This is a genomic window from Jeotgalicoccus psychrophilus DSM 19085 (genome assembly GCF_000425845.1).
GTDB lineage: Bacteria > Bacillota > Bacilli > Staphylococcales > Salinicoccaceae > Jeotgalicoccus > Jeotgalicoccus psychrophilus.
Map to the genome: position 1 here is coordinate 444,595 of NZ_AUEF01000001.1, position 25,807 is coordinate 470,401.

At 42.7% G+C, this 25,807-nt stretch carries 26 protein-coding genes; 2 read left to right on the forward strand and 24 right to left on the reverse strand.

What is annotated here, in order from left to right; all coding sequences use genetic code 11:
• Nucleotides 1-7: 7 nt before the first annotated feature.
• The 17 genes from H625_RS0102110 to H625_RS0102190 form a co-directional block, all read right to left on the reverse strand.
• Nucleotides 8-343 carry a putative DNA-binding protein gene (locus H625_RS0102110; RefSeq protein ID WP_026858419.1) on the reverse strand — a complete coding sequence of 112 codons (336 nt, stop codon included), beginning with the start codon at nt 341-343 and terminating at the stop codon, nt 8-10.
• Complete coding sequence (gene ftsY, locus H625_RS12420) at nt 333-1,442, reverse strand: signal recognition particle-docking protein FtsY (protein ID WP_051238931.1); 1,110 nt, start codon at nt 1,440-1,442, stop codon at nt 333-335. The genes H625_RS0102110 and ftsY overlap by 11 nt, the downstream gene beginning before the upstream one ends.
• The gene (gene smc, locus H625_RS0102120) at nt 1,442-4,990 is read right to left on the reverse strand and encodes a chromosome segregation protein SMC (protein WP_026858420.1); all 3,549 of its coding nucleotides are present in this window, start codon (nt 4,988-4,990) and stop codon (nt 1,442-1,444) included. The genes ftsY and smc overlap by 1 nt, the downstream gene beginning before the upstream one ends.
• Nucleotides 4,991-4,996: 6 nt before the next feature.
• The gene (gene rnc / locus H625_RS0102125) at nt 4,997-5,758 is read right to left on the reverse strand and encodes a ribonuclease III (RefSeq protein WP_051238932.1); all 762 of its coding nucleotides are present in this window, start codon (nt 5,756-5,758) and stop codon (nt 4,997-4,999) included.
• An 84-nt stretch (nt 5,759-5,842) separates the two neighbouring features.
• Nucleotides 5,843-6,082, reverse strand: coding sequence for an acyl carrier protein (locus H625_RS0102130; RefSeq protein WP_026858422.1), 240 nt, complete (start codon nt 6,080-6,082; stop codon nt 5,843-5,845).
• Between the two features lie 35 nt (nt 6,083-6,117).
• The gene (gene fabG / locus H625_RS0102135; protein ID WP_026858423.1) at nt 6,118-6,855 is read right to left on the reverse strand and encodes a 3-oxoacyl-[acyl-carrier-protein] reductase; all 738 of its coding nucleotides are present in this window, start codon (nt 6,853-6,855) and stop codon (nt 6,118-6,120) included.
• On the reverse strand, nt 6,848-7,756 hold the full coding sequence (gene fabD, locus H625_RS0102140) for an ACP S-malonyltransferase (RefSeq protein ID WP_026858424.1): 909 nt from the start codon (nt 7,754-7,756) through the stop codon (nt 6,848-6,850). Before fabD ends, fabG begins: the two co-directional genes overlap by 8 nt.
• Nucleotides 7,749-8,732: a phosphate acyltransferase PlsX gene (gene plsX, locus H625_RS0102145; RefSeq protein WP_026858425.1), complete on the reverse strand. Its 984-nt coding sequence runs from the start codon at nt 8,730-8,732 to the stop codon at nt 7,749-7,751. Before plsX ends, fabD begins: the two co-directional genes overlap by 8 nt.
• 3 nt (nt 8,733-8,735) lie before the next feature.
• The gene (gene fapR / locus H625_RS0102150; protein WP_211222568.1) at nt 8,736-9,299 is read right to left on the reverse strand and encodes a transcription factor FapR; all 564 of its coding nucleotides are present in this window, start codon (nt 9,297-9,299) and stop codon (nt 8,736-8,738) included.
• Between the two features lie 596 nt (nt 9,300-9,895).
• Nucleotides 9,896-10,519 carry a sortase gene (locus tag H625_RS0102155; protein WP_026858427.1) on the reverse strand — a complete coding sequence of 208 codons (624 nt, stop codon included), beginning with the start codon at nt 10,517-10,519 and terminating at the stop codon, nt 9,896-9,898.
• A 26-nt stretch (nt 10,520-10,545) separates the two neighbouring features.
• Nucleotides 10,546-12,513, reverse strand: a complete 1,968-nt coding sequence (gene recG / locus H625_RS0102160) for an ATP-dependent DNA helicase RecG (RefSeq protein ID WP_026858428.1) — start codon at nt 12,511-12,513, stop codon at nt 10,546-10,548.
• Nucleotides 12,513-13,388 carry an L-serine ammonia-lyase, iron-sulfur-dependent, subunit alpha gene (sdaAA, locus tag H625_RS0102165; RefSeq protein ID WP_026858429.1) on the reverse strand — a complete coding sequence of 292 codons (876 nt, stop codon included), beginning with the start codon at nt 13,386-13,388 and terminating at the stop codon, nt 12,513-12,515. The genes recG and sdaAA overlap by 1 nt, the downstream gene beginning before the upstream one ends.
• Before the next feature lie 3 nt (nt 13,389-13,391).
• Nucleotides 13,392-14,057, reverse strand: a complete 666-nt coding sequence (gene sdaAB / locus H625_RS0102170) for an L-serine ammonia-lyase, iron-sulfur-dependent subunit beta (protein WP_026858430.1) — start codon at nt 14,055-14,057, stop codon at nt 13,392-13,394.
• A gap of 59 nt (nt 14,058-14,116) precedes the next feature.
• A complete protein-coding gene (locus tag H625_RS0102175) occupies nt 14,117-15,763 on the reverse strand; it encodes a DAK2 domain-containing protein (protein WP_026858431.1) in 1,647 nt (548 codons plus the stop codon).
• Between the two features lie 21 nt (nt 15,764-15,784).
• The gene (locus tag H625_RS0102180) at nt 15,785-16,153 is read right to left on the reverse strand and encodes an Asp23/Gls24 family envelope stress response protein (RefSeq protein WP_026858432.1); all 369 of its coding nucleotides are present in this window, start codon (nt 16,151-16,153) and stop codon (nt 15,785-15,787) included.
• A 272-nt stretch (nt 16,154-16,425) separates the two neighbouring features.
• A complete protein-coding gene (locus H625_RS0102185; RefSeq protein WP_026858433.1) occupies nt 16,426-17,250 on the reverse strand; it encodes a prohibitin family protein in 825 nt (274 codons plus the stop codon).
• The gene (locus H625_RS0102190; RefSeq protein ID WP_026858434.1) at nt 17,247-17,513 is read right to left on the reverse strand and encodes a hypothetical protein; all 267 of its coding nucleotides are present in this window, start codon (nt 17,511-17,513) and stop codon (nt 17,247-17,249) included. Before H625_RS0102190 ends, H625_RS0102185 begins: the two co-directional genes overlap by 4 nt.
• A 315-nt stretch (nt 17,514-17,828) precedes the next feature.
• On the opposite strand from H625_RS0102190, the gene rpmB reads away from it, so the two are divergent.
• Nucleotides 17,829-18,014 carry a 50S ribosomal protein L28 gene (gene rpmB, locus H625_RS13410; protein WP_084135671.1) on the forward strand — a complete coding sequence of 62 codons (186 nt, stop codon included), beginning with the start codon at nt 17,829-17,831 and terminating at the stop codon, nt 18,012-18,014.
• Nucleotides 18,015-18,406: 392 nt separating this feature from the next.
• Here the strand turns inward: rpmB and H625_RS0102195 are convergent, their stop codons facing one another.
• From H625_RS0102195 to rsgA, 4 genes are read right to left on the reverse strand one after another with little or no spacing between them, the layout of a single operon-like run.
• Entirely contained in the window at nt 18,407-19,108 is a 702-nt protein-coding gene (locus tag H625_RS0102195; RefSeq protein ID WP_026858435.1) for a DUF554 domain-containing protein, read from the reverse strand.
• A 10-nt stretch (nt 19,109-19,118) separates the two neighbouring features.
• Nucleotides 19,119-19,733: a thiamine diphosphokinase gene (locus tag H625_RS0102200; protein WP_026858436.1), complete on the reverse strand. Its 615-nt coding sequence runs from the start codon at nt 19,731-19,733 to the stop codon at nt 19,119-19,121.
• Between the two features lie 4 nt (nt 19,734-19,737).
• Complete coding sequence (rpe, locus tag H625_RS0102205) at nt 19,738-20,382, reverse strand: ribulose-phosphate 3-epimerase (RefSeq protein ID WP_026858437.1); 645 nt, start codon at nt 20,380-20,382, stop codon at nt 19,738-19,740.
• A 2-nt stretch (nt 20,383-20,384) separates the two neighbouring features.
• The gene (gene rsgA / locus H625_RS0102210) at nt 20,385-21,245 is read right to left on the reverse strand and encodes a ribosome small subunit-dependent GTPase A (RefSeq protein ID WP_026858438.1); all 861 of its coding nucleotides are present in this window, start codon (nt 21,243-21,245) and stop codon (nt 20,385-20,387) included.
• Between the two features lie 96 nt (nt 21,246-21,341).
• Between rsgA and H625_RS0102215 the strand changes: the two genes are divergently transcribed.
• Nucleotides 21,342-21,644, forward strand: a complete 303-nt coding sequence (locus H625_RS0102215) for a rhodanese-like domain-containing protein (protein ID WP_245573080.1) — start codon at nt 21,342-21,344, stop codon at nt 21,642-21,644.
• Between the two features lie 86 nt (nt 21,645-21,730).
• On the opposite strand, the gene H625_RS0102220 is transcribed toward H625_RS0102215, so the two are convergent.
• From H625_RS0102220 to H625_RS0102230, 3 genes are all read right to left on the reverse strand, one after another.
• A complete protein-coding gene (locus H625_RS0102220) occupies nt 21,731-22,999 on the reverse strand; it encodes a cytochrome P450 (protein WP_026858440.1) in 1,269 nt (422 codons plus the stop codon).
• 66 nt (nt 23,000-23,065) lie between these two features.
• Nucleotides 23,066-25,051: a Stk1 family PASTA domain-containing Ser/Thr kinase gene (gene pknB, locus H625_RS0102225; RefSeq protein ID WP_026858441.1), complete on the reverse strand. Its 1,986-nt coding sequence runs from the start codon at nt 25,049-25,051 to the stop codon at nt 23,066-23,068.
• Complete coding sequence (locus H625_RS0102230) at nt 25,048-25,794, reverse strand: Stp1/IreP family PP2C-type Ser/Thr phosphatase (RefSeq protein WP_245573081.1); 747 nt, start codon at nt 25,792-25,794, stop codon at nt 25,048-25,050. The genes pknB and H625_RS0102230 overlap by 4 nt, the downstream gene beginning before the upstream one ends.
• Nucleotides 25,795-25,807: the final 13 nt, after the last annotated feature.

Below are 25,807 nucleotides of genomic sequence, written 5' to 3' on the forward strand. Positions count from 1 at the left end.
ATCCTCCTTAATCCAATTTCTCTAAGCTCTCAATTATTTTTTTAACGTCTCTTGTTATATTGTCGCCGAGCTTATTTTTAAGCTCCGCATACAATTCGAGGCGTTTGTTAAAGTTTTTATACATACCAAGTGTTTCTTCATATTGCTCCAGCATATCGCGCGAGCGTTTAAGATTATCATACACAGCCTGCCGTGTCACGTTCATCTCTTCTGCTATTTCACTGAACTGAAAGTCTTCCAGATAATACAGTTCAATGTATTTCTGCTGTTTGTCAGTTAACAGAGACTGATAAAAATCATACAGATAATTCACCCGCATCGTGCGTTCTAAATCATTTGTCATCTGTATCTTCCTCTAATTTTTCTTCTAGTGTATCGCTCTCCTGAATCATATCAGCAAATAAGCCGTACACATAGTTTTCCGCATCGAACGGCTGCAGATCATCGAGCTGTTCACCAAGTCCGACAAACTTAACCGGAATACCCAGTTCATTTTTAATCGCCAGCACAATTCCGCCTTTAGCAGTACCGTCCAGTTTCGATAAAATAATCCCCGAAACATCAGTCACTTCTTTAAATGCCTTCGCCTGGCTGAGTGCGTTTTGTCCTGTCGTGGCATCGAGTACAAGCAGCACTTCATGCGGTGCTTCCGGCACGACTTTTTGAATGACTTTTTTAATTTTAGACAGTTCATTCATTAAGTTACCTTTGTTTTGCAGACGTCCTGCAGTATCACAGAATAGAATATCAGCGCCGCGTTTTTTCGCAGCGTTTACCGCGTCGTACATTACTGCCGCCGGATCAGATCCTTCTGCCTGTTTAATGACATCGACACCTACACGGTCGCCCCATACTTGCAGCTGGTTAATCGCGCCTGCACGGAACGTATCTCCCGCAGCGAGCATAACTTTCTTGCCTTCTTGCGTATACTTGTGTGCGAGCTTGCCGATCGATGTCGTTTTGCCGACACCGTTCACACCGACCATTAAAACGACAGTCAGGCCGTCTTCGTTAATCGTCATCTCATCTGAAACGTCACCATTACGCTCATAGATTTCAACCATTTTTTCAACGATTGTCTCACGCAGTTCTGACGTTTCAGTAATATTTTTAAGCTGTGCTTCACGACGAAGTTCTTCAGTTAATTCCATTACTGTATTAAAACCGACATCAGCTGAAATTAGTACTTCTTCAAGTGCTTCGAAAAAATCTTCATCAACAGTACGGTAGCGGGACATTAAAGCGTTGATATCCTGCTGGAATTTGTCACGGCTCTTTTTAAGACCCATTTCAAATTTATAACTGAGCTGATCCTGTTCCCATTCCTCGAACTCATCAATCGATATCAGGCCGTCGTCCAGTTTATCCGTCTGTGTTTCGAGCGACGCAGGTTTTTCTTCCTGTATTTTCTTTTTACGTTTAAAACGGTCAAAAATACCCATTAATTCCCTTCCTCTCTTACTGGTTCTTCGTAATTTTTTAAATCAACACTGATTAGTTTTGTTACACCTTTTTCCTGCATCGTGACGCCGAACAGGCGATCCGCTTCTTCCATCGTCCCTTTGCGGTGTGTAATAACGATAAACTGTGTATCAGCTGACAGTTTTTTCAAATACTTCGCGTATCTCGTTACATTTGCTTCGTCGAGTGCTGCTTCAACTTCATCGAGAATAATGAAAGGGCTGACTTTCACACGCAGCACACTGAATAACAGACTGATTGCAGTCAGCGCACGTTCGCCGCCTGACAGCAATGACAATGAAGACAGCTTTTTACCAGGCGGCTCAGCAAATATTTCTATGCCTGAATCCAGATAATTACCTTCTTCCAGCAGTCTAAGCTCCGCACGGCCTCCGCCGAACATATCGGTAAAGACTTCCTGGAAGTAATGGTTCACCTGATAGAACGTCTCTTTGAAACGTTCTGCTACTGCTTCATCCATTTCACTGATCACATCTAAAAGTGTCTGGCGTGCATCGATTAAATCTTCTTCCTGTTCTTTTAAGAACGTAAACCGTTCATTAACGACACTGAACTCTTCAATCGCACCGATATTTACCGGCCCGAGTTCTTCAATACTCTTCTTATTCAGTGTTATTTTTTGACGTTTCGCTTCAATGTTATCAAATGACTCAAATTGTTCACGTGCCAGTTCATAAGTCATTTTATAATTGTCGCTTAAGTATGTCATTTTATTTTCAATCTGCGTACCCAGACCTTCACGAGCACCGGAATCAGTTCTTAACTGCTGCTGGCTCATGTCTGCGGCTTTACGCAGTTCACTTTCTGCTTCGGTGTTCTTCTTATGGTCCTCTTTTATAGTCTTCAGCTGATCAGTTATCGACTGCAGCTTATTGTTAACCTGACTGAGCACTTTGGATAATTCCTTTTTGTTCTCCTCGAGTTCTGAAATATTCAGCGCTGAGAGATCATCATTAATCATATCCGCTTCCGACTTCGTGTTATCGATGTTGTGCTGCACATTATCTATGTTTAAAGAGATACGTTCGATTGCTGCATCGGTAAAACGCATTTCGCCGTCCAATGTTATTTTATCATTGTTCAGCTGCTGCAGTTCACTCTGAAGCTGTGTAATTTGTGTATCTTTTTCACTTTGCGAGCGGCTCATCATATCGATACGTGTAGTGATATCGGTCATCTGATGAGTATAGTCTTCTATCTGCTCATCATAATTGCCAGTTTCTTCATCAGGTGACAGTCCTGCCACTTCACTTGTCAGTTCGTTTACTGCATCTGTTTTACTCGATAGTGTAAAGCCAAGCTGCGTAACTTCCTGCTGAAGGATATCGTGGGTTTCACCGAGCGCCGCTCCAGATTCTTCGAGCTGTTTAAGCTTGACGGTATAATCCGCAATCTGCTCTCCGGCATCGTCGACTGCTTTTTTCAATGACGCTGTCTGCGATGTGTATTCTTCAATTTTTTCGGTAATTTCCGCAATCTCTTTCTTCGACTCCATAATTGAGCCTTTACGGTTTTTTGAACCACCGCTCATCGCCCCGCCCGGCATAATCGTTTCGCCGTCCATCGTAATAATGCGGACTCGCTGATTCGTTGCTCGTGCTAGCGCTGAAGCATCACTCATATTTTTAACGACGACTGTCGTATTTAACAAGTGCAGAATTACTTTGCGGTATTCACGTTTAATATCCGCAACTTCCGATAATACCTCGTAATCAATATTCGACGCTTCAAGCGATTTTTCCACGTCGACCGACAAGTGGCGTTCGCGGATCGTATCAAGCGGCAGGAATGTCGCAAAGCCGAAGTTTTTCTGTTTTAAAAATGCGATTGCCGTGCGTGCATTATGCTCAACATCCATAACGATGTTCTGGCTCGCCTGGCCAAGCGCTGTATCGAGCGCCGTCATATACTCTGAAGGTGCCGATATCAGTTCACCTACTGCACCGATCACCCCCGGAATACTGTCTTTATTTTTCAGTACTGCACGGACTCCCGGATAATAGCCCTGATAGTTTTCTTCCATATTTTTCAGCATATCGAGTTTCGACTGCTGATTCTGGATGAAATTCGCTGCACGGTTATAATCATTTTTAGATTTATCATACAGCCCGTTCAGGTCAGTCAATTCTTCCCGGACATTTTTATAAGCAGTACGCGCAGCAGTTAACTGTTCATCCGCTTCACTGAGCGCCTGTTTTTTCTCAATTAGAGTCTGTTCGAGTTCCGATACTTCAGCACTGAGTATTTCCAGACGTTCTTTTTTGTACTGAATGCTGTCTGCCAATTTTGACTGTTCATCGCGGCTGCGGCGTTTATCGTTTTCGAGCGTCGTCTTTTTAACCATCAGCTCGTAATATTCATCTTTCAGCTTTTCAATGTTGCTGTCATCTGTCGACTGTACAGCGGCAAGTTCTCGCCTTTTATCTCCCTCCGACTTTTTCTGTTCTGTTCTTTGTTCAGTTAATGCAGTTTTCTTACTCTGTTCACTCTCCAGTGATGCGGTTAATTCTGTCAGTTGTGCTTCGTACTGCTGTAAACGGGTCTTTAAATCTTCTTTCAGCGTTTCTTTGTTCGTTTCACGCTCTGCGTATAAAGCAATGCGTCCTTCGATTTTTTCAAGCTCACGCGTCGTTCTAAGAAGCTCCTGATTTTCGGCACGCTCTTTTTGCTGCAGTGTTTCCCGTTCTTTTTCAAGTGTATCAAGTACCGTGAGCACTTCTTTTAACGTTTGACGTGCAGTTTCCAGTTCTGATTCTTCTTTTTGAATACGTGCTGTAATATCATCAAGTTCTGTCAGCAGGTGCATCGTATCGTAGACATTCACTTCGATATCGCTCTGTGTCATCTCTTCCTTTAAGGCAAGATATTCTTCTGCAATCGCACTTTCACGCTCCAGTCTCGCCACCCGTGAACTGATTTCTTCAATGATATCGTGTACACGTGATAAGTTCTGTTTTGTTTCATCGAGACGTTTTTCAGACTCGTGTTTACGGTTTTTATATTTCATTACGCCGGCAGCTTCTTCGATGATTTTGCGGCGTTCGACTGGTTTCGCTTTTAGTATTTCATCGACCTGGCCCTGGCTGATAATGTTATACGCATTTTTACCGAGACCAGAGTCTAAAAATAGTTCTGTAATATCTTTCAGTTTTGATTTTTCACTGTTGATAAAATACTCACTGTCACCGCTCCGGTACAGTTTTCTTGAAATAACGACTTCCTTATCTTTACCGAGTGTATAATCGTCATTGTTTAAAATCAGACTGACCGATGCATAGTTCATCGCCGTACGGTTTTCTGTACCATCAAAAATGATGTCTTCCATTTTCGCACCGCGCATCACGCGCGCCGACTGTTCACCGAGCACCCATCTGATGGCGTCGGTAATATTACTTTTGCCGCTCCCGTTAGGACCGACGACAGCAGTCACGCCGCTGTCAAATTTTATATTGACCTTATCTGCAAATGATTTAAAGCCATGTGCATCGATCTGCCTTAAAAATACCATATGTCTCTACACCTCTTGGCCAAGTGCTTTCAATGCACTCTTAGCTGCTTGTTGTTCTGATTCTTTTTTCGATAAACCCGCACCGGTACCGTGTACTTTATCACCAATAGAAACTTCTGTTTCAAACTGGCGGTGGTGGCTCGGTCCCGTCGAGCTTACGAGTTCGTATGTGACACTTTCTGAAAACGCCTGATGCGAATATTCCTGCAGCATCGTTTTATAGTCGATAACTGCATTATAATCCTCAGATGAAATATGCGGAAAGACGAAATCGCTTAAAAACTGCCATGCGCCTTCATTTCCCTGATCTAAATACAGTGCGCCTAAAAATGCTTCAAACGCATCGCTCACTATCGACGGACGGCTTCTGCCGCCTGTTTTTTCTTCGCCGCGTCCGAGCAGGATTAATACCGGCATATCGAGTTTCGAGGCAAATACTACAAGTGAAGGTTCACACACGATATTTGCACGAAGTTTTGTCAGTCTGCCCTCAGGCAATTCTTCGTACTTGTTAAAAATATGATCTGACACCATCAATTCTAGTACTGCATCGCCGAGAAATTCGAGCCGTTCATTGTTATATCTTTTATCGAGTCCTAAATCATTAATATAAGAACTGTGCATAAATGCCTGCTGATAAAGACCGATTCTGTCGACGTTAATATTAACTTTGTCCGCAAATTCTTTAAATTTCACGTTAAATTTTTCGAGCCTTATTTGTGCTGCTGAATCCGTTTTAACTTTATCCAGCACTATTTGGAAGTCCATATATCCACCTCATTCATTTTACTATTTTCTGCATTTATTCACAAAGAAAAATCCACTTCATCATAAGTGGATTTTTCAAGTGTTTTATTGTTCTTTTTCTATTTTGTCAATGAAATTCAATGCGTCGCCTACTGTGTTGATTTTTTCAGCTTCCTCATCAGGAATTTCCATATCAAACTCATCTTCAAGTTCCATCACTAGTTCAGCGATATCAAGTGAGTCAGCACCAAGGTCATCTTTGAAAGATGCTTCTGGTGTTACTTTTTCTTCATCGATTCCAAGTTTGTCAACGATGATGTCTTTAATTTTGTCAATATTAGCCATTGTTTCTTCACCTCCCTTAAATAATATCACAGCTTTTAACCCATGTACATACCGCCGTTGACGTGTATTACCTGTCCTGTGATATAAGATGCTTTGTCGCTCGTTAAGAAACTGACAGCATTCGCAATATCTTTCGCTTCACCGAAATGTTTCAGTGGAATCTGCTGCAGCATGCCGTCTTTAATATCATCTCCGAGGACATCTGTCATATCACTTTTAATGAATCCGGGTGCCACACCGTTAACAGTAATATTTTTTGATGCCAGTTCACGTGCCACTGATTTCGTCATGCCGTCGATTGCCGCTTTTGTTGCAACGTAGTTCGTCTGTCCCGCATTGCCGAGTGACCCGACGATGCTTGAGATGTTTACAATGCTGCCGGATTTCTGACGGATCATCGGACGTGACACGCTCTTAATAACGTTAAAGACACCTTTTAGGTTTACATCTACAACGTCGTCGAACTCACTCTCTTTCATGCGCATAAGAAGATTATCGCGTGTAATTCCAGCATTGTTGACAACGATGTCGATTGAACCGTACGTATCTGTAATATGTTTAATCATTGCTTTCACGTCATCTGCGTTCTGGACGTGACACTGATAACTTTCGGCAGTACCGCCGTTTGATTCGATTTCTTTAACCACAGCGTCTGCTTTATCTTTTGAACCTGAATAGTTCACAATAACCGTGTGGCCTTCCTTACTAAGTGTCAGTGCAATTTCACGGCCGATTCCGCGTGAAGCACCTGTAACCAATGCTATTTTACTCATTTAAAAACACCTCTGCCTGTTCGAATGTATCGATATTTGAAGTAGATATTTCTTTCGTAATTTTACGCACCAAGCCGGATTGAACTTTTTTCGGACCGACTTCAATTGCTTCAGTCACACCGTGTTCTGCCGCAGTTTCAACGCACTCCACAAACCGTACCGGATGTGTAATCTGCTCAACGAATTGATGTTTAATCGTCCGAGCGTCTGTTTCAGCTTGTGCACTGACGTTTTGAATAACCGGAATTTCTGCATCTTTAAAATCAATCGTGTCGACGAATGATTTAAACTGCACGCGTGCCGGCTCCATTAGGTGAGAGTGGAATGCCCCCGATACTTTTAAAGGAATAATACGTCTTGCACCGCGCTCTTTTGCAAGTTCTTTAAAACGCTCAACCGCAGCTGTATCTCCCGATACGACAACCTGATCTGGTGCATTAATGTTGGCAGGTGCAACTTTAGAGTTATCATCCGACGCACTGATGCATGCTTCTTCAAGATCTTTAAAGCCCATACCGATAACAGCAGCCATTGCGCCGCTGTCTGCTTTACTCATTAACTCACCACGTGTTGTGACGAGTTTAACCCCGTCTTCCAGTGAAACAACACCTGCATGTACAAGTGCAGGCAGCTCACCAAGCGAGTGTCCGAGGAGGTAATCTCCTGTCAGCTCAGTCGCAGCCAGTACTGCAAGACTGTGAGCGAATAAAGCGGGCTGTGTGTATTCCGTATCGTTCAGTCTCGCATCTTCTTCTGAAAACATAATCTCTTTTAAGTCAAAATCAACATATGAAAAAATTTCATCTAGTACAGCTTTGGCTTTATCGTTGTTCTCGTATAAATCTTTTGCCATGCCGCCGTACTGGGCACCTTGTCCCGGAAAAATAATTAATCTACTCATTATCTTCACCTATTAAGTCTTTTATTTTGTCAATCGTCCCTGAGTCTGCCATAATTTTCGCTTGTTTTACAGCATTGACAATTGCAGTAGCATCCGATGAACCATGTGCTTTAATAACATTGCCCTGCAGTCCCATCAACGGCGCGCCGCCGAATTGTCTGTAGTCGAGCATATTTTTAAGTTCTGCAAAGTCTTTTTTCATTGCCAGTGCCGCAAGTTTATTTACGGGGTTTTTCAGCATAATTTTCTTCACTTCACCGAGCAGGCTTGAAGATGTTCCTTCAATTGTTTTTAAAACGACGTTGCCGGTAAAGCCGTCAGTCACCGCGATATCTACATCGCCAGTTAAAATATCGCGTGTTTCAAAGAAACCGTGGAAATTAAGGCCGCTGTGTTTTAACAGCTGATACGTTTCTTTAGTCAATTCAGTTCCTTTAATTTCTTCACTGCCGTTGTTGATCAAACCGATTGACGGGTTTTTACGCCCTTCAATATTTTCCATATACACGCTTGCCATCTGTGCAAACTGCAGTAAATGATTCGGCTTGTTTTCAGAGTTCGCACCCATATCAAGCATCAGCATACCTTTACCTGAAGTTGTCGGCAGCATAGTCGTAATTGCAGGACGTTCTATTCCTTTAATACGCTTAACGCCAAACAGTCCGGCACTCATAATCGCTCCGGTATTACCCGCTGACACAATTGCATCCGCTTGACCGTCAGCTACAGCTTTCACTGCTCTAACGAGCGAGCTGTCTTTTTTTCTTCTGACAGATTTAACCGGATCATCTTCCGATTCAATTTTTTCCGTTACTTCGATAAAAGTTACACGCGGATGATTTCCGCTGTAGCTCCCCGGTATGCCGAATGCCAGAATTTCTATATCCTCAAAAGTATCAGCCGCCTGGATTATACCTTCTTCTATCGCTTTTGGAGCATTATCTCCGCCCATTAAATCTACAGCAATTTTAGTCATGCTCTATTCACCTTCATCTTTATAATACATTTCAAATTTACCAATAAAAATTACTTTGCCGTCGACTTTTGATTCCACTTCGATGTGCGCTTTATTATTGTCCATCGCCGTTACTTTCGCTTTCGCAACGACTTTATCGTTTAATTTCGCCGGACGCTTAAAATCCACCGCCGCATGCTGCGTTAACGCCAGCGGCTCGTCGATTAAAGCAACGCAGAGCGAGTTCGCCTGCGCGAACAAAAAATGCCCCCGTGCAATATGATTCTTTTCAAACACGTGGCTCTCTTCAACGATAAAAAGCGACAGCGCGCTCTTATTAAGCTCAATATCGATAATCTCTCCGACTACTTCCTGGATAGAAAGTGAGCGGATCTTATCAACACCCTCACGCGCTACATTTTTAATGCGTGCACGCAGCTCAGGAATGTTCAGTTCCAGTCGGTCAAGACGTATCGTTTGAATCGACACACCGAAAATATTCGCCAGCTGCTCATCCGTTAAAAACGGATCCTCGGAAATATGAGACTCTAAACTCGATTGACGCTCCTGTTTTTTTAGCTTCACCATTCTGATTCCTCTTTTTAGTAGTTGGTATTAATATCTATATATAGCACTAGAATCAGTATATAAAACCTGGCTCCTGATTTCAATTAATTTAAAGAAGTATTTTAAATTTCGCCGTGGAATCTGATCGAGTTTTTAAAGTTTACCGTTGAATGTCGGAAACGACACTGTCCGATAAATGGATTTGTCAGACACTGTAGAAGTGACACTGTCCGATAAATGGATTTGTCAGACACTGTAGAAGTGACACTGTCCGATAAATGGATTTGTCAGACACTGTAGATATGACACTGTCCGATAAACGGGTTTGTCAGACACTGTAGAAACGACACTGTCCGATAAACGGGTTTGTCAGACACTGTAGAAACGACACTGTCCGATAAACGGATTTGTCAGACACTGTAGAAACGACACTGTCCGATAAACGGATTTGTCAGACAGTGTCGCCCGGGAAACACGCTGAAAACTCTGTCGAGTGTTATGGGGTTATTCTCGTCACAGCCCAATATAAAAAGCACCTAAATCCACTCGATAAAGGGATTCAGATGCTTATGAGTTTACATAACTTCAAATTCACTAACGCTCTTGCACCAAATATATTAGCCCTCAACAATTTCGGCTTTCACTATCAGCCGCTTTTCAAACAGCAGCGTTTCCGGGTTATACTCCTCGCATGTAATCAGTGTGAGTTCCTGCGGGTCGCCCGCAGTCTGATCGAGGACACCGACTTCCGATGGATCGACTTCGAACATTTCAGTAATTTCATAGACGCGGGTTTCATCCCGTGTAATGAAGTTTATCTCGTCGCCGACGCTCGCACGGTCAATATAGTTGAAGCGGATACCGGCGCCTTCGACGCGGTGGCCTGCTATCGGGATGTTTTGCATATCAAGATTGTCCGTGTCTTCTAAAAAGCTCACACCATTGCGCAATTTTTCTTCTGACAGAGGACCCATGTAGACGGGCTCGAGTATATCCGCACTGGCAATCTCAAGGACGCCGGCCATATCGTCACCGATATTAATGCCTTTAGTGTCCTGCCTGGCGCCGGTGACGAATGTTTCAATCGGGTTCAGCTTAACATCGTCGTCACCGGCCTGGTAGGCGGTTATTAAACGGTCGTTGACCTGATCTGTAAAATATTCGCGTATATCCTGCCAGAAAAACAGCACGATCGCAGCGAAAATCATTAATACACCAGCGGTTCTTACTAAGACTCTCATGGGGGCCCTCCAATCATCTGCACATTTTATAAATTATTATTTTCATATACTTTAACCGCTTCTTCACGTGCCACTTCAAGTATTCTGTAATCTTCTGTAATATCCGCTACTTTAAACTGAGGCAGTCCGCTTTGGCGTACGCCGAAGTAATCGCCGGGCCCCCTCATTTCAAGGTCGCGTTCACTTAAGACAAAACCATCTGTCGTGCTCGTCATAATATCCATACGCTGTTTCGCATTTTCCGTTGCCGGATCGCTGACTAAAATACAGTAACTCTTTTTACTGCTTCTCCCGACCCGCCCGCGCAGCTGGTGCAGCGTGGACAGTCCGAAACGTTCAGCATTAAATATGACAATCGCAGTCGCGTTCGGCACGTTAATGCCGACTTCAATTACCGTCGTCGAGACGAGCAGTGGTTTTTCCAGCGCTTCAAACGAACGCATTGCTTCATTTTTCTCTTCAGCTTTCATCCGCCCGTGGACTAAGACAACATCTTCCGAACTGAAATATTCTTCAAAAATTTCGTAAATTTCATAGACATTTTTCAAATCGAGCGTCTCCGATTCTTCAATTAAAGGCGCAACGATATAGGCGCTGTGCCCTTTATCGATTTCGGATTTAACGAACTCCAGCACGTAGTCGATTTCTTTAAACCGGCGCCATTCAGTGTCGATTGGAATGCGGCCCTTCGGCATTTCACGTATTACGGAAACGTCCATATCACCGTAAGATGTAATCGATAAAGTTCTCGGAATCGGTGTTGCGGTCATGTACAGCACGTTTTTGCGGTAAGCCTTGCGGTTCAGTTTTTCCCGCTGATTGACACCAAAACGGTGCTGTTCGTCGGTAATTATAAATGATAGACGATCGAATACAACGTCGTCCTCTATCAGCGAATGTGTCCCGACGAGAAGATCAATTTCACCTGAAGCGAGCCGCGCAAGTATTTCCCGTTTCTCGGCAGGTTTAGTCGTCCCCGTGAGTTTAGCAATTGTCAGCTCGCTGCCGTACGTATCTTTAAAGCTTTCGTAGTGCTGATTCGCCAGCACTTCTGTCGGCACCATCACGGCACTCTGCTCGCCGATTGTTTTCACGGCATATACACAAATGCCCGCGACTATCGTTTTACCGCTCCCGACATCTCCCTGCAGAAGCCGGTGCATCGATATATTCTGCTTAAAGTCGCGGCATATATCATTGACACTTTTTTTCTGATCACCTGTTAAATCAAAAGGCAGCGTGTCGATAAATTCTCTTAACTCATCGATTTTATAATCGACTATAAACTTCTCGTTTCTGACGCGTTCTTTTTGACGGCGCTCCATAATTTTAAGCTGATATTGATACAGCTCATAAAATTTAATCGTCCGCCTGGCGGCAGCGACCATTTCATGGCTGTCCGGGAAGTGCAATGCATACAGCGCATCACGCACCGGCATCAGCTTGTACTTCCTCTTTAAATCCTCCGGCAGATCAACATTAAACGTTGCACTCTCAAATGCTGAACGGACAATTTTCTGGAAAGTTTTTGCCTGCATCACACCGCCAAGCGAGTATTTCACCTGATAGCCGCCGCCTGCTTCAAAGATTAATTTTGTGCCGTTAATTTCAAGCTTATTGCGGTTAAACTTACCGTACAGCCGCGCAAATTCACCATTGATGATTTTACTCTTTAAATACGGCTGATTAAAAAATGTTACTTTAACGTAAATACCATCGACATCCATAAAGAACGTCAGACGGCTTTTACCCTTACGGAAAAAAGCCACCTGAGGTTCTGTCTTTACCGTACCTTCAACGGTCAGGTTTGCACCATCTTCTGCGTCATTTAAGTTGACGACACTGTGATCTATGTAAGCCGTCGGCAGGCAGAAGAGCACATCGTTCATGCCCGTAATTTCCAGAGCAAACAATTTATCCGCCACCTTGTCGCCGACGCCTTTTAATTCTTTAATACTTCTATCGGGACTTTGAACAGCGTGAATGCCGCTCATTATTTCGCACCGAAAAGTTCAGCTTTCAAGCGTTCTCCCGTCGGAGTTGCAGCAAGTCCGCCGCGTCCTGTTTCACGTAGTGCCGACGGCATTGTTAAACCGATTTTGTACATCGCTTCAATAACTTCGTCAGCAGGAATACGTGATTCAATACCAGCTAAAGCCATATCTGCCGCAGTCAGCGCGTTCGTTGCACCTGCTGCGTTACGTTTAACACATGGCACTTCTACGAGTCCTGCAACAGGGTCGCACACCAGACCCAGCATGTTCTTCATTGCAATCGCGAATGCATGCGCACTCATGTCAGGCGTACCGCCTGCGAGTTCAACGAGTGCGGCTGCAGCCATTGCGCTGGCACTGCCGATTTCCGCCTGGCAGCCGCCTGCAGCACCTGAGATACTTGCATTATTCGCAACAACAAAACCGAATGCTCCCGATGTAAACAGGAAGCGTATTTTCTGTTCTTCTGTAATCGATGGATCTTTTTTAACCATCGCAAATAATACTCCCGGCACAACGCCCGCAGAGCCTGCTGTCGGTGTCGCACAGATTTTACCCATTGCTGCGTTTACTTCATTCGTACTGACTGCATACGCAATCGCCATAAGGTTAAGATCACCGCTCAACCCTTTGCCTGACTCGATGTACTTTTGCATTTTAACTGCATCCATACCTGTCAAACCTGTCGTTGAATTTACACCTGCAAGGCCTTCTGTGACTGCACTTTCCATCGTCGTTAAGTTAGTTTTCATTAAATTATATATATCGAGGTAACTTTGACCCGTCGCTTCCATTTCCTGTCTGACCATTACTTCCGACAGTGAAATACCTTCTGACAGTGCACGTTCTGTTAATTGATTTATACTGTTAAACATGAATTATCCTCCTGTCATTTCAATTACGCGGTCGACACCTTTAACAGCTCTTATTTCCTCTAATGCGCCCGGTAAAATTGTATCATCGAGTTCAACGGTCATTAAAGCAACCTGTCCCTTTTCTTTACGGGACACACTCATCTGTGAAATGTTCAGCTTTTCATCGCCGAGTTTTGTCGTTACCCGTGCAATCGTTCCAAATTCATCTTTATGAAACACGAGCAAGGCGTGATAGTTACCTGAAATATTAATGTTGTAGCCGTTAATACTCACGAGCTCTATCTTCCCGCCGCCAATTGATACTCCTTCGATGACGAGCTCTTCTTCGCCTTTATATAAATGGAGCACCGCTGTATTCGGATGAGAGCGTTCTTCATTCATTTCGATAAAACTATAAGTTAAGTTATTGTTTTCAGCTTCTTTTTTGGCGTTGATAATTCTTTCGTCGTCGGTGTCATAGCCGAGAATTCCGCCAAGGAGTGCAACGTCTGTCGCGTGTCCCTGATATGTATCGCGGAACGAGCCGTACAGATAGATGTCCACCTTGTCCGGCTGACCGCCGAACAGACTTCTTGCAAGCAGCCCAATTCTTGCAGCTCCTGCTGTATGTGATGATGACGGTCCGACCATTACTGGACCGATTATATCAAAAACACTTTTAAACTTCATATATATCCCCCCCTAAAGTCCAAAAAGCCACATCGGAATCACCGATGTGGCTGATATTGCTATTCTACAGATATTAAATAGCTGTAGACTGGCTGTGCACCATTATGAATTTCAAATTCAACATCTTCATGTGCGCCTTCAATATCTTCAATTACTGATTCAACTTCTTCTTCAGTACCGTCTTCACCGATCAGTATTGTAATGATTTCAGTATCTTCGTTAATCATTTTACTGATAAGCGTATGAAGTGCGTCCTTTTTAGAATCGTTGGCAGTAATAATCTTACCTTCGGCAATACCCATATGCTGGTCTTTTTTAATGTCCACACCATCTATTTTAGTGTCTCGGACTGAATAAGTCACCTGTCCTGTTTGAACATGTTCAAGTGACTCGCTCATTGCAGCTTTGTTATCTTCAAGTGATGCTTCCGGATTAAAGCTTAGCATGCTTGCAAGTCCTTCTGGAATCGATGTTGACGCTACAACAATCGCCGGAATTTCAAGTACTTCCACCGCTTGTTCTGCTGCCATGATTATATTTTTATTGTTCGGCAGAATAATAACCTTTTTAACATCCTCGCCTTTAATAACGTTCACAATATCTTCCGTTGCCGGATTCATCGTTTGACCGCCGTTAATGACGTGTGTAACACCGATACTCTTGAACAGTTCATTGATGCCGTCTCCTGAAGAAACAGTAATAATTGCCGTATCGTAAGACTGCTTTTCAGCAGCTTTATTTTTCTCACCGTGAACAGTTCTGAATTGTTCACGCATGTTTTCGACTTTCATCTTAATGAGCTCACCGTAAGTTGCAGCATAAGTGAAAGCTTCTCCCGGTCTCTCAGTGTGCACGTGTACTTTGACAATTTCATCGTCATTTATTACGAGCAGTGAGTCACCGAATTCACTCATTTCATTACGGAAGTCATCTTCATTGAACTGGCGTTTATCATCTTCAAAACGCACCATAAACTCCGTACAGTAGCCGTGTTCAATGTCGTCTACGCTCATAAAATCGTTAAAGTCGTTATCGTGGTCATGCCCATCGTCAGTAAATGACTCGACTGCCTGTGCAGGATTATCGGGAATTTCTTCGCCTGTAAGTGCGCTTAAGAAACCTTCATATACGTACACGAGTCCCTGGCCGCCTGAATCAACAACGCCGACTTCTTTCAGTACAGGAAGCAAGTCTGGTGTGCGTTTAAGTGAAGCTTTTGCTTCTTCAAGCGTCGTAGTGATCAGCTCGACCATCGATACATCACTTCCATTAAACTCTTCCGCTTTTTTCCCTGCATCTTTTGCGACAGTTAAAATTGTACCTTCAACTGGTTTCATTACCGCTTTATATGCAGTGTTTACACCTTGCTTTAACGCTTCGATAAAGTCATCTGTGTCGATTTCTTCTTTTGTTTCGATCGCTTTAGAGAATCCTCTAAATAATTGCGAAAGAATGACACCTGAGTTCCCGCGTGCACCCATAAGAAGTCCTTTAGAGAAATGTTTCCCTACGTTTCCTATATGAGCGTCGTCAAGCGGTTCAACTTCAGCTGCCCCTGAAGACATCGAAAGATTCATATTAGTACCCGTATCACCGTCAGGGACGGGGAAAACGTTTAATGAATCTACATAATCAGCATTTTTTTTCAGGTTACTCGCCCCGCTCAAAATCATCCGGCGGAACATCAAGCCATCTATCTTATCCATTGTATTGTAAATCCTCCCTAACTATTCGTCTCCGCCGATAATGCGTACACCTTGTACGTGTATATTTACAGCTTCAATACTTAAGCCTAATGTTTTTTCAAGTTTATATTTTACTGTTGATTGTACGTTTGTCGCCACTTCTGAAATTTTCACGCCGTATCCAACGATAATATACAGTTCAATCGTCAGTTTACCTTCATTGTGCTCGACAATTACGCCGCGTGAATAATTTTCTTTACCAAGCAATTCCGCAAATCCGTCGCGGACCTGGTTTTTAGAAGCCATACCGACTACGCCGTAAGATTCGACGACGGTACCGCCAGCAATGTTTGCTATTACGTCTGTAGAAATCTCAATTTTTCCTAATTCATTTTCAATTTCCAGCGCCATTTATTTCGCCTCCTAATACATCATTTAATTATAAGCAAATCACCGGTGTAAATACAAGTGTTATTATAGTATTTACCAGGCTCTTAAGTTAACTTTTCGTTTGTTTGTTATCGTTAATATTATATCATACTGCATTTTGCTTAAACACTCATAATACGTCCTCAGGAGAAATTCTGCAGCCGATAAAAGCATTCTCAAGCCTTTCATATACATCGCAGTTATAAAAAACACGCTCAGTCCCAGAGGAACAGTGCGTGTTTTATCAATATTTTTTATTCTTCTGCTGCTTCTTCCTCTGGCTCGGCCTGCGGCAGATCTACGATAACACCTTCGCCGCCGATTGAGATTGGCTGTGTACCATTCCATTTCTCAATTAACTGCTGCATCAATACTTCTTCGCTTAGGGATTCCTGAACCACTCTGTTGGCCTCGGCTTCACCTTCTGCTTCAATACGTTTACGTTCAGCTTCTTCAGTTGCAATCAGCTTGTCTGTTTTTTTGCGCTCCAGCTCCTGAGTTGCTTTCACACGGTCATCTATCGCTTTTTGAGTTTCAGCATCCGGCTGAGGTGCGCTCAGCATAATGTCCTCAATAATAATTCCGTCTTTTTCAAGATCGTCTTTCGCAATTGCAATTGTTTCAAGTTTAATATCGCCGATGCGTTCACCGAATGCCTCGATTACTGTATAATCCGACACAGTTTGACGCAAGGCATCATTAATACGGGTTTTTATGTAACCTTCTTCTAAATCTTCTATTGTAATGTTACCGAATTTTTTATAGACTGCCGATGCTTTTTCACTGTCCACATGATAGTTCAGTGCTACCGGCATATTAATTGTCTTACCATCAATCGTTGCAACTGCAAGTGATTCGTAGTTTTTATTCTGTGTCCGAACCGGATATTCAATCACACGCTCCGTCGGATAAACAAGATGCCAGCCCTGACCGAGCACTTCATCCTGCACGCCGCCATTAATGCTGTAAATAACACCCACATGTCCGTTTTCAACTTTCGATACCATTAAAATCAGACCCGCGATGAGTCCTGCAATAACTAAAACTCCGACACCTATTGCTGTATATATTTTTTTCATTTTTTCTGCTCCATTTCTATCTTAAGTTGTTCTAGTTCTTTTATTTCTTTTTCCAGCATTTCTGCCTCTACAGTATGTCCGAACTTTTTCATATGCGCATCATATGTAATATTTTTACGTTTAATTTCATGCTTCAGCTTTTTCACTTCATCATATTTATTGTACTTATGTCCGAGCGTTGCCAGCTCATGCCGGAATATAAAAGCCAGTGCAATAATTAATACGGCGAGCATAATTCCCACAAACAGCAGTAATTTAAACATGTACCTTTCCTCCTTTTTACGTTTTATTTTTACAATAGAATTTTGAGTTCCGTACTCATTTTTCACACCAGACTATCGTACCATGTAGAATTACAGCGTAAACAACTTTTTTAAAGTATTAATCATACGGGCACTCAAATAGTATTTGAAAAAAATTCATATCATACTGTAATTAAGCAATTTATCACTTTTAAAAACCATTGCTTTTGTGCGAAATATATAGACAATAATAGCGAATTAATGTATCATATTGGAGTATGCATAAAGAACAGATGAACATGATTATGTAAATTAAATTAAAGGAGTGGGATTAAGGTGAAAGAATGTTATGTAACAGGACGCAGATCTAGATCTGGTAACAACCGTTCTCACGCGCTTAACTCAAGCAAAAGAACTTTTGGAGCTAACCTTCAAAAAGTTAGAATCTTGGTTGACGGCAAACCTAAAAGAGTTTGGGTTTCTGCTCGCGCGCTAAAATCAGGTAAAGTTGAACGTGTTTAATACTTCAATTTAAAAACTGGTATCACTTACACAAGTGGTACCAGTTTTTTTATGTTTATTTTTAGTCTTTGCGGTCTCGGACTGGCATGACATCCGATCATATGTATCAGGATACCCCGGGACTGGCATGACACCCGTTCATATGTATCCGGATACCCCGGGACTGGTAGTCACCCGCTCATATGTGTCCGGATACCCCGGGACTGGCTTGACACCCGTTCATATGTACCCGGATACCCCGGGACTGGCTTGACACCCGTTCATATGTATCCGGATACCCTGGGACTGGTAGTCACCCGCTCATATGTGTCCGGATACCCCAGACCTCCCGCACTGCCCAGCTTCTGCACACCAAAAATCCGCCTGAAATAATTTCGGGCGGATTTTATAAGTTAAAAGAACGACAGCAGCCAGACGATAAACATCCCGATAAATATTGCGGGTATCATGTTACCGACACGCATGTGTGTAACGTTCAGCATATTCAGTCCGATAGCAAGAAGGATTACCCCGCCTGTCGCACTGACCTGGTCGACCATCATGTCGAGTATGTTTCCAGGTATAAAGTTCGCTATCTGACGTGCACTGATAATAATTGCCGCGATGTAGAAAAATGTCGGAATACTGGACAATATGACGCCGCGGCCGTAGGCGGTTGTCATTACAAGTGCGATAAAGAAGTCCATCGTCGCTTTCGTATACAGTACATCGTTGTTGCCCTGCAGCCCGGCATCCAGACCGCCGACTATTCCCATTGCCCCGACGATAAAAATCAGCATCCCGGAAATCAGGCCCTGGGAGATATTACCGCCGTGTTTATCACCGAGACGAACTTCCATTAAGTGTCCGAAACGGTTGAGCAGTTCTTCGAGTTTAACTACTTCCCCGATGACTACTCCGATGATGAGTGATATAAGCGTCGTTAGAATATCGGTTGCACCGACGACCATCTGAATTCCCATCGTAACAATAAATAATCCCTGTATTTTCATAATCGCATCTTTAATATGCTCCGGAATAAAAGTAAATACCATTCCAAGCGCGCCGCCGATAATAATCGCTAACGAGTTAGCGAGAGCACCTGCAAATATCATTCACTCACCTCTAATCTGTTGATTTAATCATTAATATATCTTTATCAGTATTAATTACAACATTTTTTTCATTATATTCATTACTTACAGTTAACGTTCTTCCGATACTTACGTATGTATCCTCTAAATCATATTTAAAACCTTCGAGCGTTAAAAGTGTATCATCGTAAAGCGGAATAAATGATACATACTTTTTGTCATAATCTCTCTGAAGTATATATTCGCCTTCTGTCAGCAGCATAATTTCATTTGTTTCATTTAACAGCCGGATATCAATGTTACGCAGTTCTTCGTGCGCCAGCAGCTGAATATTCATCAGTTCATGATCTTTTCTGCCGCCTAAGGCACCATATACATCAATCGCTGTATACCCCAGTTCAGCCAATGACAATAGTGCAAGTTCACTGTCAGTAAAATTTTTAGCACTCGGAACAATATCGAGTGCTAAGCTTTGTTTGAATAATTTCAAATCATCTTCGGTCACACTGTCAAAGTCACCGTATGCTTTCAAAACGGGAATATCTGCCTCAAGCAGTCCTTTGACTCCTGCATCGACACCCGCCCACGGTGCATCATTCTGCACTGTGAATGGAATATTCCGCAGCAGCACGTTAATATGTTTCATATAATCATTCCTTCAGGGCGCTGATGACAGCAGCTTTATCGTCTGCTTTAAATAAGTAGGACCCGCTGACCAGTAAATTCGCACCGTGTGCTTTAACGAGTTCAGCTGTTTTATCGTTAATGCCGCCATCGACTTCAATATCAAATTTATTTGTTAAATTCTCTCTGATTTTAACAAGTTCATCCAGTTTATCAACACATGAGTCGATAAAACTCTGTCCGCCGAAGCCCGGGTTCACTGTCATAATTAACACGAAATCAACGTCATTTAAAAGATGACGGACTGCTTCAACAGATGTTTGAGGATTCAGTGCGATTCCCGCCTTCATACCTTTACTTTTAATCAGCTGAACAGCACGGTGTGCATGAGGTGTTGCTTCAATATGAAACGACAGCATAGCAACACCCATATTTTTAAAATCATCGACAAACTGCGTCGGATCGTATGTCATTAAATGAACATCAAGGGGAATCGACGCTTCTTTAGCAATGGCTTCACATACAGGAATACCATATGAAATATTCGGCACAAACTGGCCGTCCATAATATCCAAATGAAAAATATCTGCCCCCGCTGCTTCCATTTCTTTAATATCGGCACCAAGTTTTGAAAAATCACCTGCGAGTAATGACGGTAGCACTTTAGCCATATCTAATACCTCTCTTTTCTGTTATCAATTTCATTATATATTTTTACATAGCTGTTGTATCTCGACTCTGCAAGCTCGCCGGATTCAACTGCTTTTTTCACACCGCACTTCGGTTCGTTAATATGCAGGCATTCTCTGAATTTACAGCTGTACTGATTAAAATCAATAAAGCAAAATTTAATATTGTATTTATCGATATTTAGAAAATCAATTGTTGCAAAGCCGGGAGTATCTGCGATAAAACCGCCGTCGATACTAATTAATTCAACGTGGCGCGTCGTATGTTTTCCACGGTTCAGCGCATTTGAAATCTCATCTGTTTTTAAATTCAGATGCGGCAGCAAGGTGTTTAACAGCGTCGACTTCCCTGCACCGGACTGCCCGGCAAGTACACTGAGCTTACCATTAAATACGTATTTCAAATCTTCGTTAATATGCTCTTTATCGGTAAAATGCACTTCGTAAGTCGATGCATATGTGAATTTAATTTTTTCTATAAGTGCCTCGTCTTCACTCAGATCATTTTTTGTTACAATAATGACCGGATTTATATCATTTGCCTCACTGTAGGCGATAAAGCGGTCCAGCAGATAAAAACTGAAATCGGGAGATTTTAAACTCGTCGTTAACAGCAGCTGGTCAATATTTGCGACCGGCGGTCTATTGAGCGAGTTTTTACGCGGCAGAATTGCTGTAATATAGCCTTCATCAACATTTTCTATTTGGAATTCAACATAGTCGCCGACGAGCGGGCTTTCTTCAGTTTTTCTGAAGCGGCCGCGTGCACGTGTCTCGTACACTTCATTATTCGATTCTACATAATAAAAGCCGCTTAGCGCTTTAATAATTTTTCCTGTCTGCATATAACACCTCAAGTTTATTTAAATACTCTTTTATTATAACAACAATTTAACTGTGATAAAATTGAATTTGTAAAATAGAATTGGGAGGACATGAAAATGGATATAAACATTTCACAAATTGATACAGTTAAAAATAATAAGAACAACGTCGTAATCGATGTTCGGGAAACCGATGAACTGGAATTAACAGGCTACTTACCCGGCGCCGAGCATTATCCGATGAGTACATTTAATCTGGATGATGCCGAGCTTGATAAAGATAAAGACTATTACATCGTCTGCAAAGCAGGCGGACGCTCTAAACGCGTTCAGGACTATATGAACGCTAACGGCTATACTGCTCATAATGTTGAAGGCGGCATGATGGAATACACAGGACCAAGAGAACGTCTGCAGTAACAGTTTTAAATGATTATCTCTTCACTTTTATCACAAAACGAACGCGCAGCCCGTTAACCGGGACTGCGCGTTCTTTATATCCACTCTTATTTTCTGTCTACGACTTCTTGAACATTCTTAATAATGAATCCGCTCTTAACGTATCCAGGGATACTGTTAAGGTCGACTGTTAAGTCTTGTTCCGGTACATCATAAGTTACTTTTTCTGCGAAGTATTTCATTGTTTCTTCCATGATGATTACTGTAATCCACTCACCGGCACAGCGGTGGTTAGTCCAGTAGTCTCCGCCGCCTTGCGGAATAAGGTCAAACGGTGAACCGTCCCAGTCTTCGAATCTTTCCGGACGGAATTCATTCGGGTTTTCCCAAAGTGTTTCGTCGTGCATTGAGCCGTACACATCTATTGCAAGACCGTGGCCAGCCGGAATTGTAACTCCCTGGAAGTCGATATCTACTTTAGCTTTACCAGGTAAGAATGGTACGAACGGGTAGAAACGGCGAACTTCTTGTGAAAACTTGTATGCATAGTCCGGCTCGCTCTTAATTTTTTCACGAGTAATCGGATTATCGTGCATTGCAAGTAAACCGAATGCTACGAATCTGTTGATCGCGATTAATGGACGGAATGTGTTCATTAAGTCGATCGCACAGTTTCTTGAATCCATCGGGTTGCCAAGATAGTCTTCCCAATGTGCGAATTCGTAAAGCGCTGTACCTTCAGGCGGGTGAATATTGCCTTTACGCGTTTCAAGAATTTGCTCTTCAAGCCAGTCTTCTACGCGGCGGCGCGCAGCTTTAGATTCTTTATATCCTTTAAATACTCCGCCAAGTCCTTTGAATGAGTCAATCATGATATCCATGTCTGTTGCGATTTTTTCGATATCTTCCGGCGGAGCTTGTACTCCTGCCCAGCGAGTACCGACTTTTGTCAGAAGAACGATAGATTCACGATAAATATTTACCTCATCCATGCTTTCCATACGCTGAGTATTTGCACGCCATAAAGTACGCGTTAATTCACGCACGTAGTTCAGGTTGCCTTCAGTCATTAAACTCATAAATAATGCTTTTCTGTCGATATGTTTTTTACCATCAATTGTATGGATTGCACCTTTACCGAAAAGCGTATTAACGATACGTTTTGGCAACATACCCTCGCGCTGAACGATATCGTTGTTGTAGAACATTTCCGCGCCTTCTTTACCTGTAACGGCAACGAACGGCTTTCCGCCTAATGCTCTCGTTTCAAATACTGTAGTATTTAAGCGGTTTCGCTGATTTGTTGTGTAAAGATATCCCTGTTTCATTACTTTCAAAGTGTTATCCAGGCCTTTATCCCTCTTAAGTGATGCCATAATTTCATTCCTCCAATTCGAATGTACTTCACCATTATATATAAACAGCAAAGCCAATGCCAATATTTACTCGTTATTTACAGTTTCGCTTATAACTTCTTCTCCGTCAACCTCTACACGATATTCACCGGATTCTCCCTCAAGTAAAATAAGTGAAACCGTATGGTTCGTATCTTCACTAATTTTAATTGTTTCTGAAACTGCATTAATGTCGTTATTCTTATCTCCGATAAAAATCTCTGCTTCAACCGGTTCAGGTTTCGCTTCAGATTTTTTATCTTCCTTATCTCCGCTTGAAGAACTGCTTGGTTTCTTCTCTTCTTTTTCTTCAGGATAAGGAATGTTCAAGGAAATCTGATACGTTGTTTCATTCGGCGGTTCTTCTCCCAGTGAGACGATAACGTTAATCTGGGACCCCGGCAGGAAATCACCGTAACTTGGATCTTGCGACACTATCGCACCTTCCTCGACTTCGTTGCTGTAGACTTCTGTCGTGACGTTAACGATAAAGCCCTGACTCTCAAGCTCAGTTCTTGCTGCTTCGAGAGAAGTTCCTGTGTAATTCGTAATCGGAATCGGTTCAACTCCGTCCGACACCGTAAAGGTAATCGGCGAGCCGTCAGGGTATAACTCTTCACCTGCAGCAACGTCCTGGTCGAGAATTGTCCCTGGCGCCTGATCGCTGTACTGTCCTTCTGAATCAATATTTGTAAACCCGGCCTCTTCAAGTTCCGCCTCAACCTCTTCATACATCTCACCGGTATAATCAGTCATCGTATACGGCTCTTCACCGAGGCTGACAAGCATATCCACAGTACCGCCGCGTTCGACTTCAGCACCCGACACAGGTGAAGTTTCAATAATTATGCCTTCTTCAAAGCTGTCGTGGTATGTTTCAGAGATATTGCCGGTGACGAGGTCTTCTGAGAGCAGATATTCTTCCGCTTCTTCTACTGTCATATTCTGCATATTTTCTATATTGACCGTCGGCGACTGTCTCGGCCACAAGAGGTAGACAATTATTGCCGCAGCAGCGAGAAGGAAAAACAGAATAAATAGTATCCACGGCCACTTACGGCGTTTTTTCTTCGGCTCCTCTGCGGCGGGATTTATTTTTTCTTCTTCTTGTACCGGCAGGGGTACAGCTTTTACTTCCTTTTCAGCTGCCGATTTTTCTTCAGCCGTCACTGCAGTCATTGTTTTTTCCTGCTCATCTTTTTTAACAGTAACATACGGTTCAGAAACATCTTTATAGTAAACAAGTGCAGAAAGTACATCATCCGCGTGCCTGTATCTGTTCAGCGGTTCTTTTTCTGTACACTTCATCACGATATTTTTTAAGCCGACTGGAATATCGCGATAGCGGGAAATGTCCGGAAACGGTTCTGATATATGTTTCAGTGCGACTGATACAGCAGTTTCTGCTTCGTAAGGTAAACGGCCTGTCAGAAGTTCAAAAAGCATCACTCCAAAAGAGTAAATATCAGTGCGTTCATCTGTATTATGCCCTTTTGCCTGTTCAGGAGAAATATACTGCACGGAACCGATGACCTGATTCGTTTCCGTCATACGTGTTTCACTCAGTGCTTTCGCAATACCGAAGTCGGTAATTTTCACTCTGCCGTTCGTATCTAGAAGAATATTCTGCGGCTTAATGTCCCTATGAATAATACCGCGGTCATGTGCATGTTCTATTCCCCTGAGAGTCATCATCGCAATACTGATTACTTCATCAATATCGAGTGGATTGTTATTTAAAATATGCTCTTTTAAATTAGGGCCATGAACGACTTCCGTCACGAGTATGTGATACTCCTCCGTTTCGTCCACATCGAGCACGCTGACGATGTTTGGATGAGACAGTTGAATCGTACTTTCCACTTCACGCTGGAAGCGGCGCACAGATTTTTCTTTATCTACCGGATCTGCTTTAATCATCTTCACGACAACTTCACGATTTAAAATAATATCTGTCGCCAGATAAACGGAGCTCATTCCGCCTCCGAGGTATTTCAAGATTTTATAACGTTCCGATACTACGTTACCAATCACTCGCCTCCACCTGCTTTCAGGTCGGCTAGAACGACACTGATATTGTCGCGTGACTTATTATTTTCTGCAGTTTTTGTCAGTTCTTCTGCTTTTTGTTCCAGCGTCAGTTTTGAACTGTACATCAGATGATGAATCTCGTCAGGCCTGACAGTGTCTGTCAGACCGTCGGTTGCAAGTACGATGTAGTCATGCTGGCGTCCCCGAAGACGAAAGACATCAGCCTGAATTACTTTTTCAGTTCCCATCGCTTTCGTAATTAAATTGCGGCGCGGATGTGTCAATGCTTCTTCCGCGGTAATTTCACCGCTTGCTACGAGCACGTTGACAAAAGTGTGATCTTCAGTGACCTGTTCTATTTTACGATTGTTCATTACATATGCACGTGAATCCCCAACGTTCAATACGAGAATTGACGATTCGATAATTGCGACGAGTACGAGTGTCGTCCCCATACCTCGGTATTCAGGATATTCATCCTGATAGTCATATAATTCATGGTTCGTCTTTATAACGAGTTCACGGAGAAATCGTTCCGCTTCATCTATATTAAACAGATTATTGTCTTCCCAGGCGCTCTTTACTTTATCGTGAACAAATCTGCTTGCAACTTCCCCGTACTGATGACCGCCCATACCGTCTGCAATTAACAGCAGCGGCTGATTGGTGAGGTTATAAAAATGCCCCGTTAAGTCTTCATTGATATCTCTGTAATTACCGCAAATACTTTTTTCTGTTACTTTCAAGATTAAACCTCCT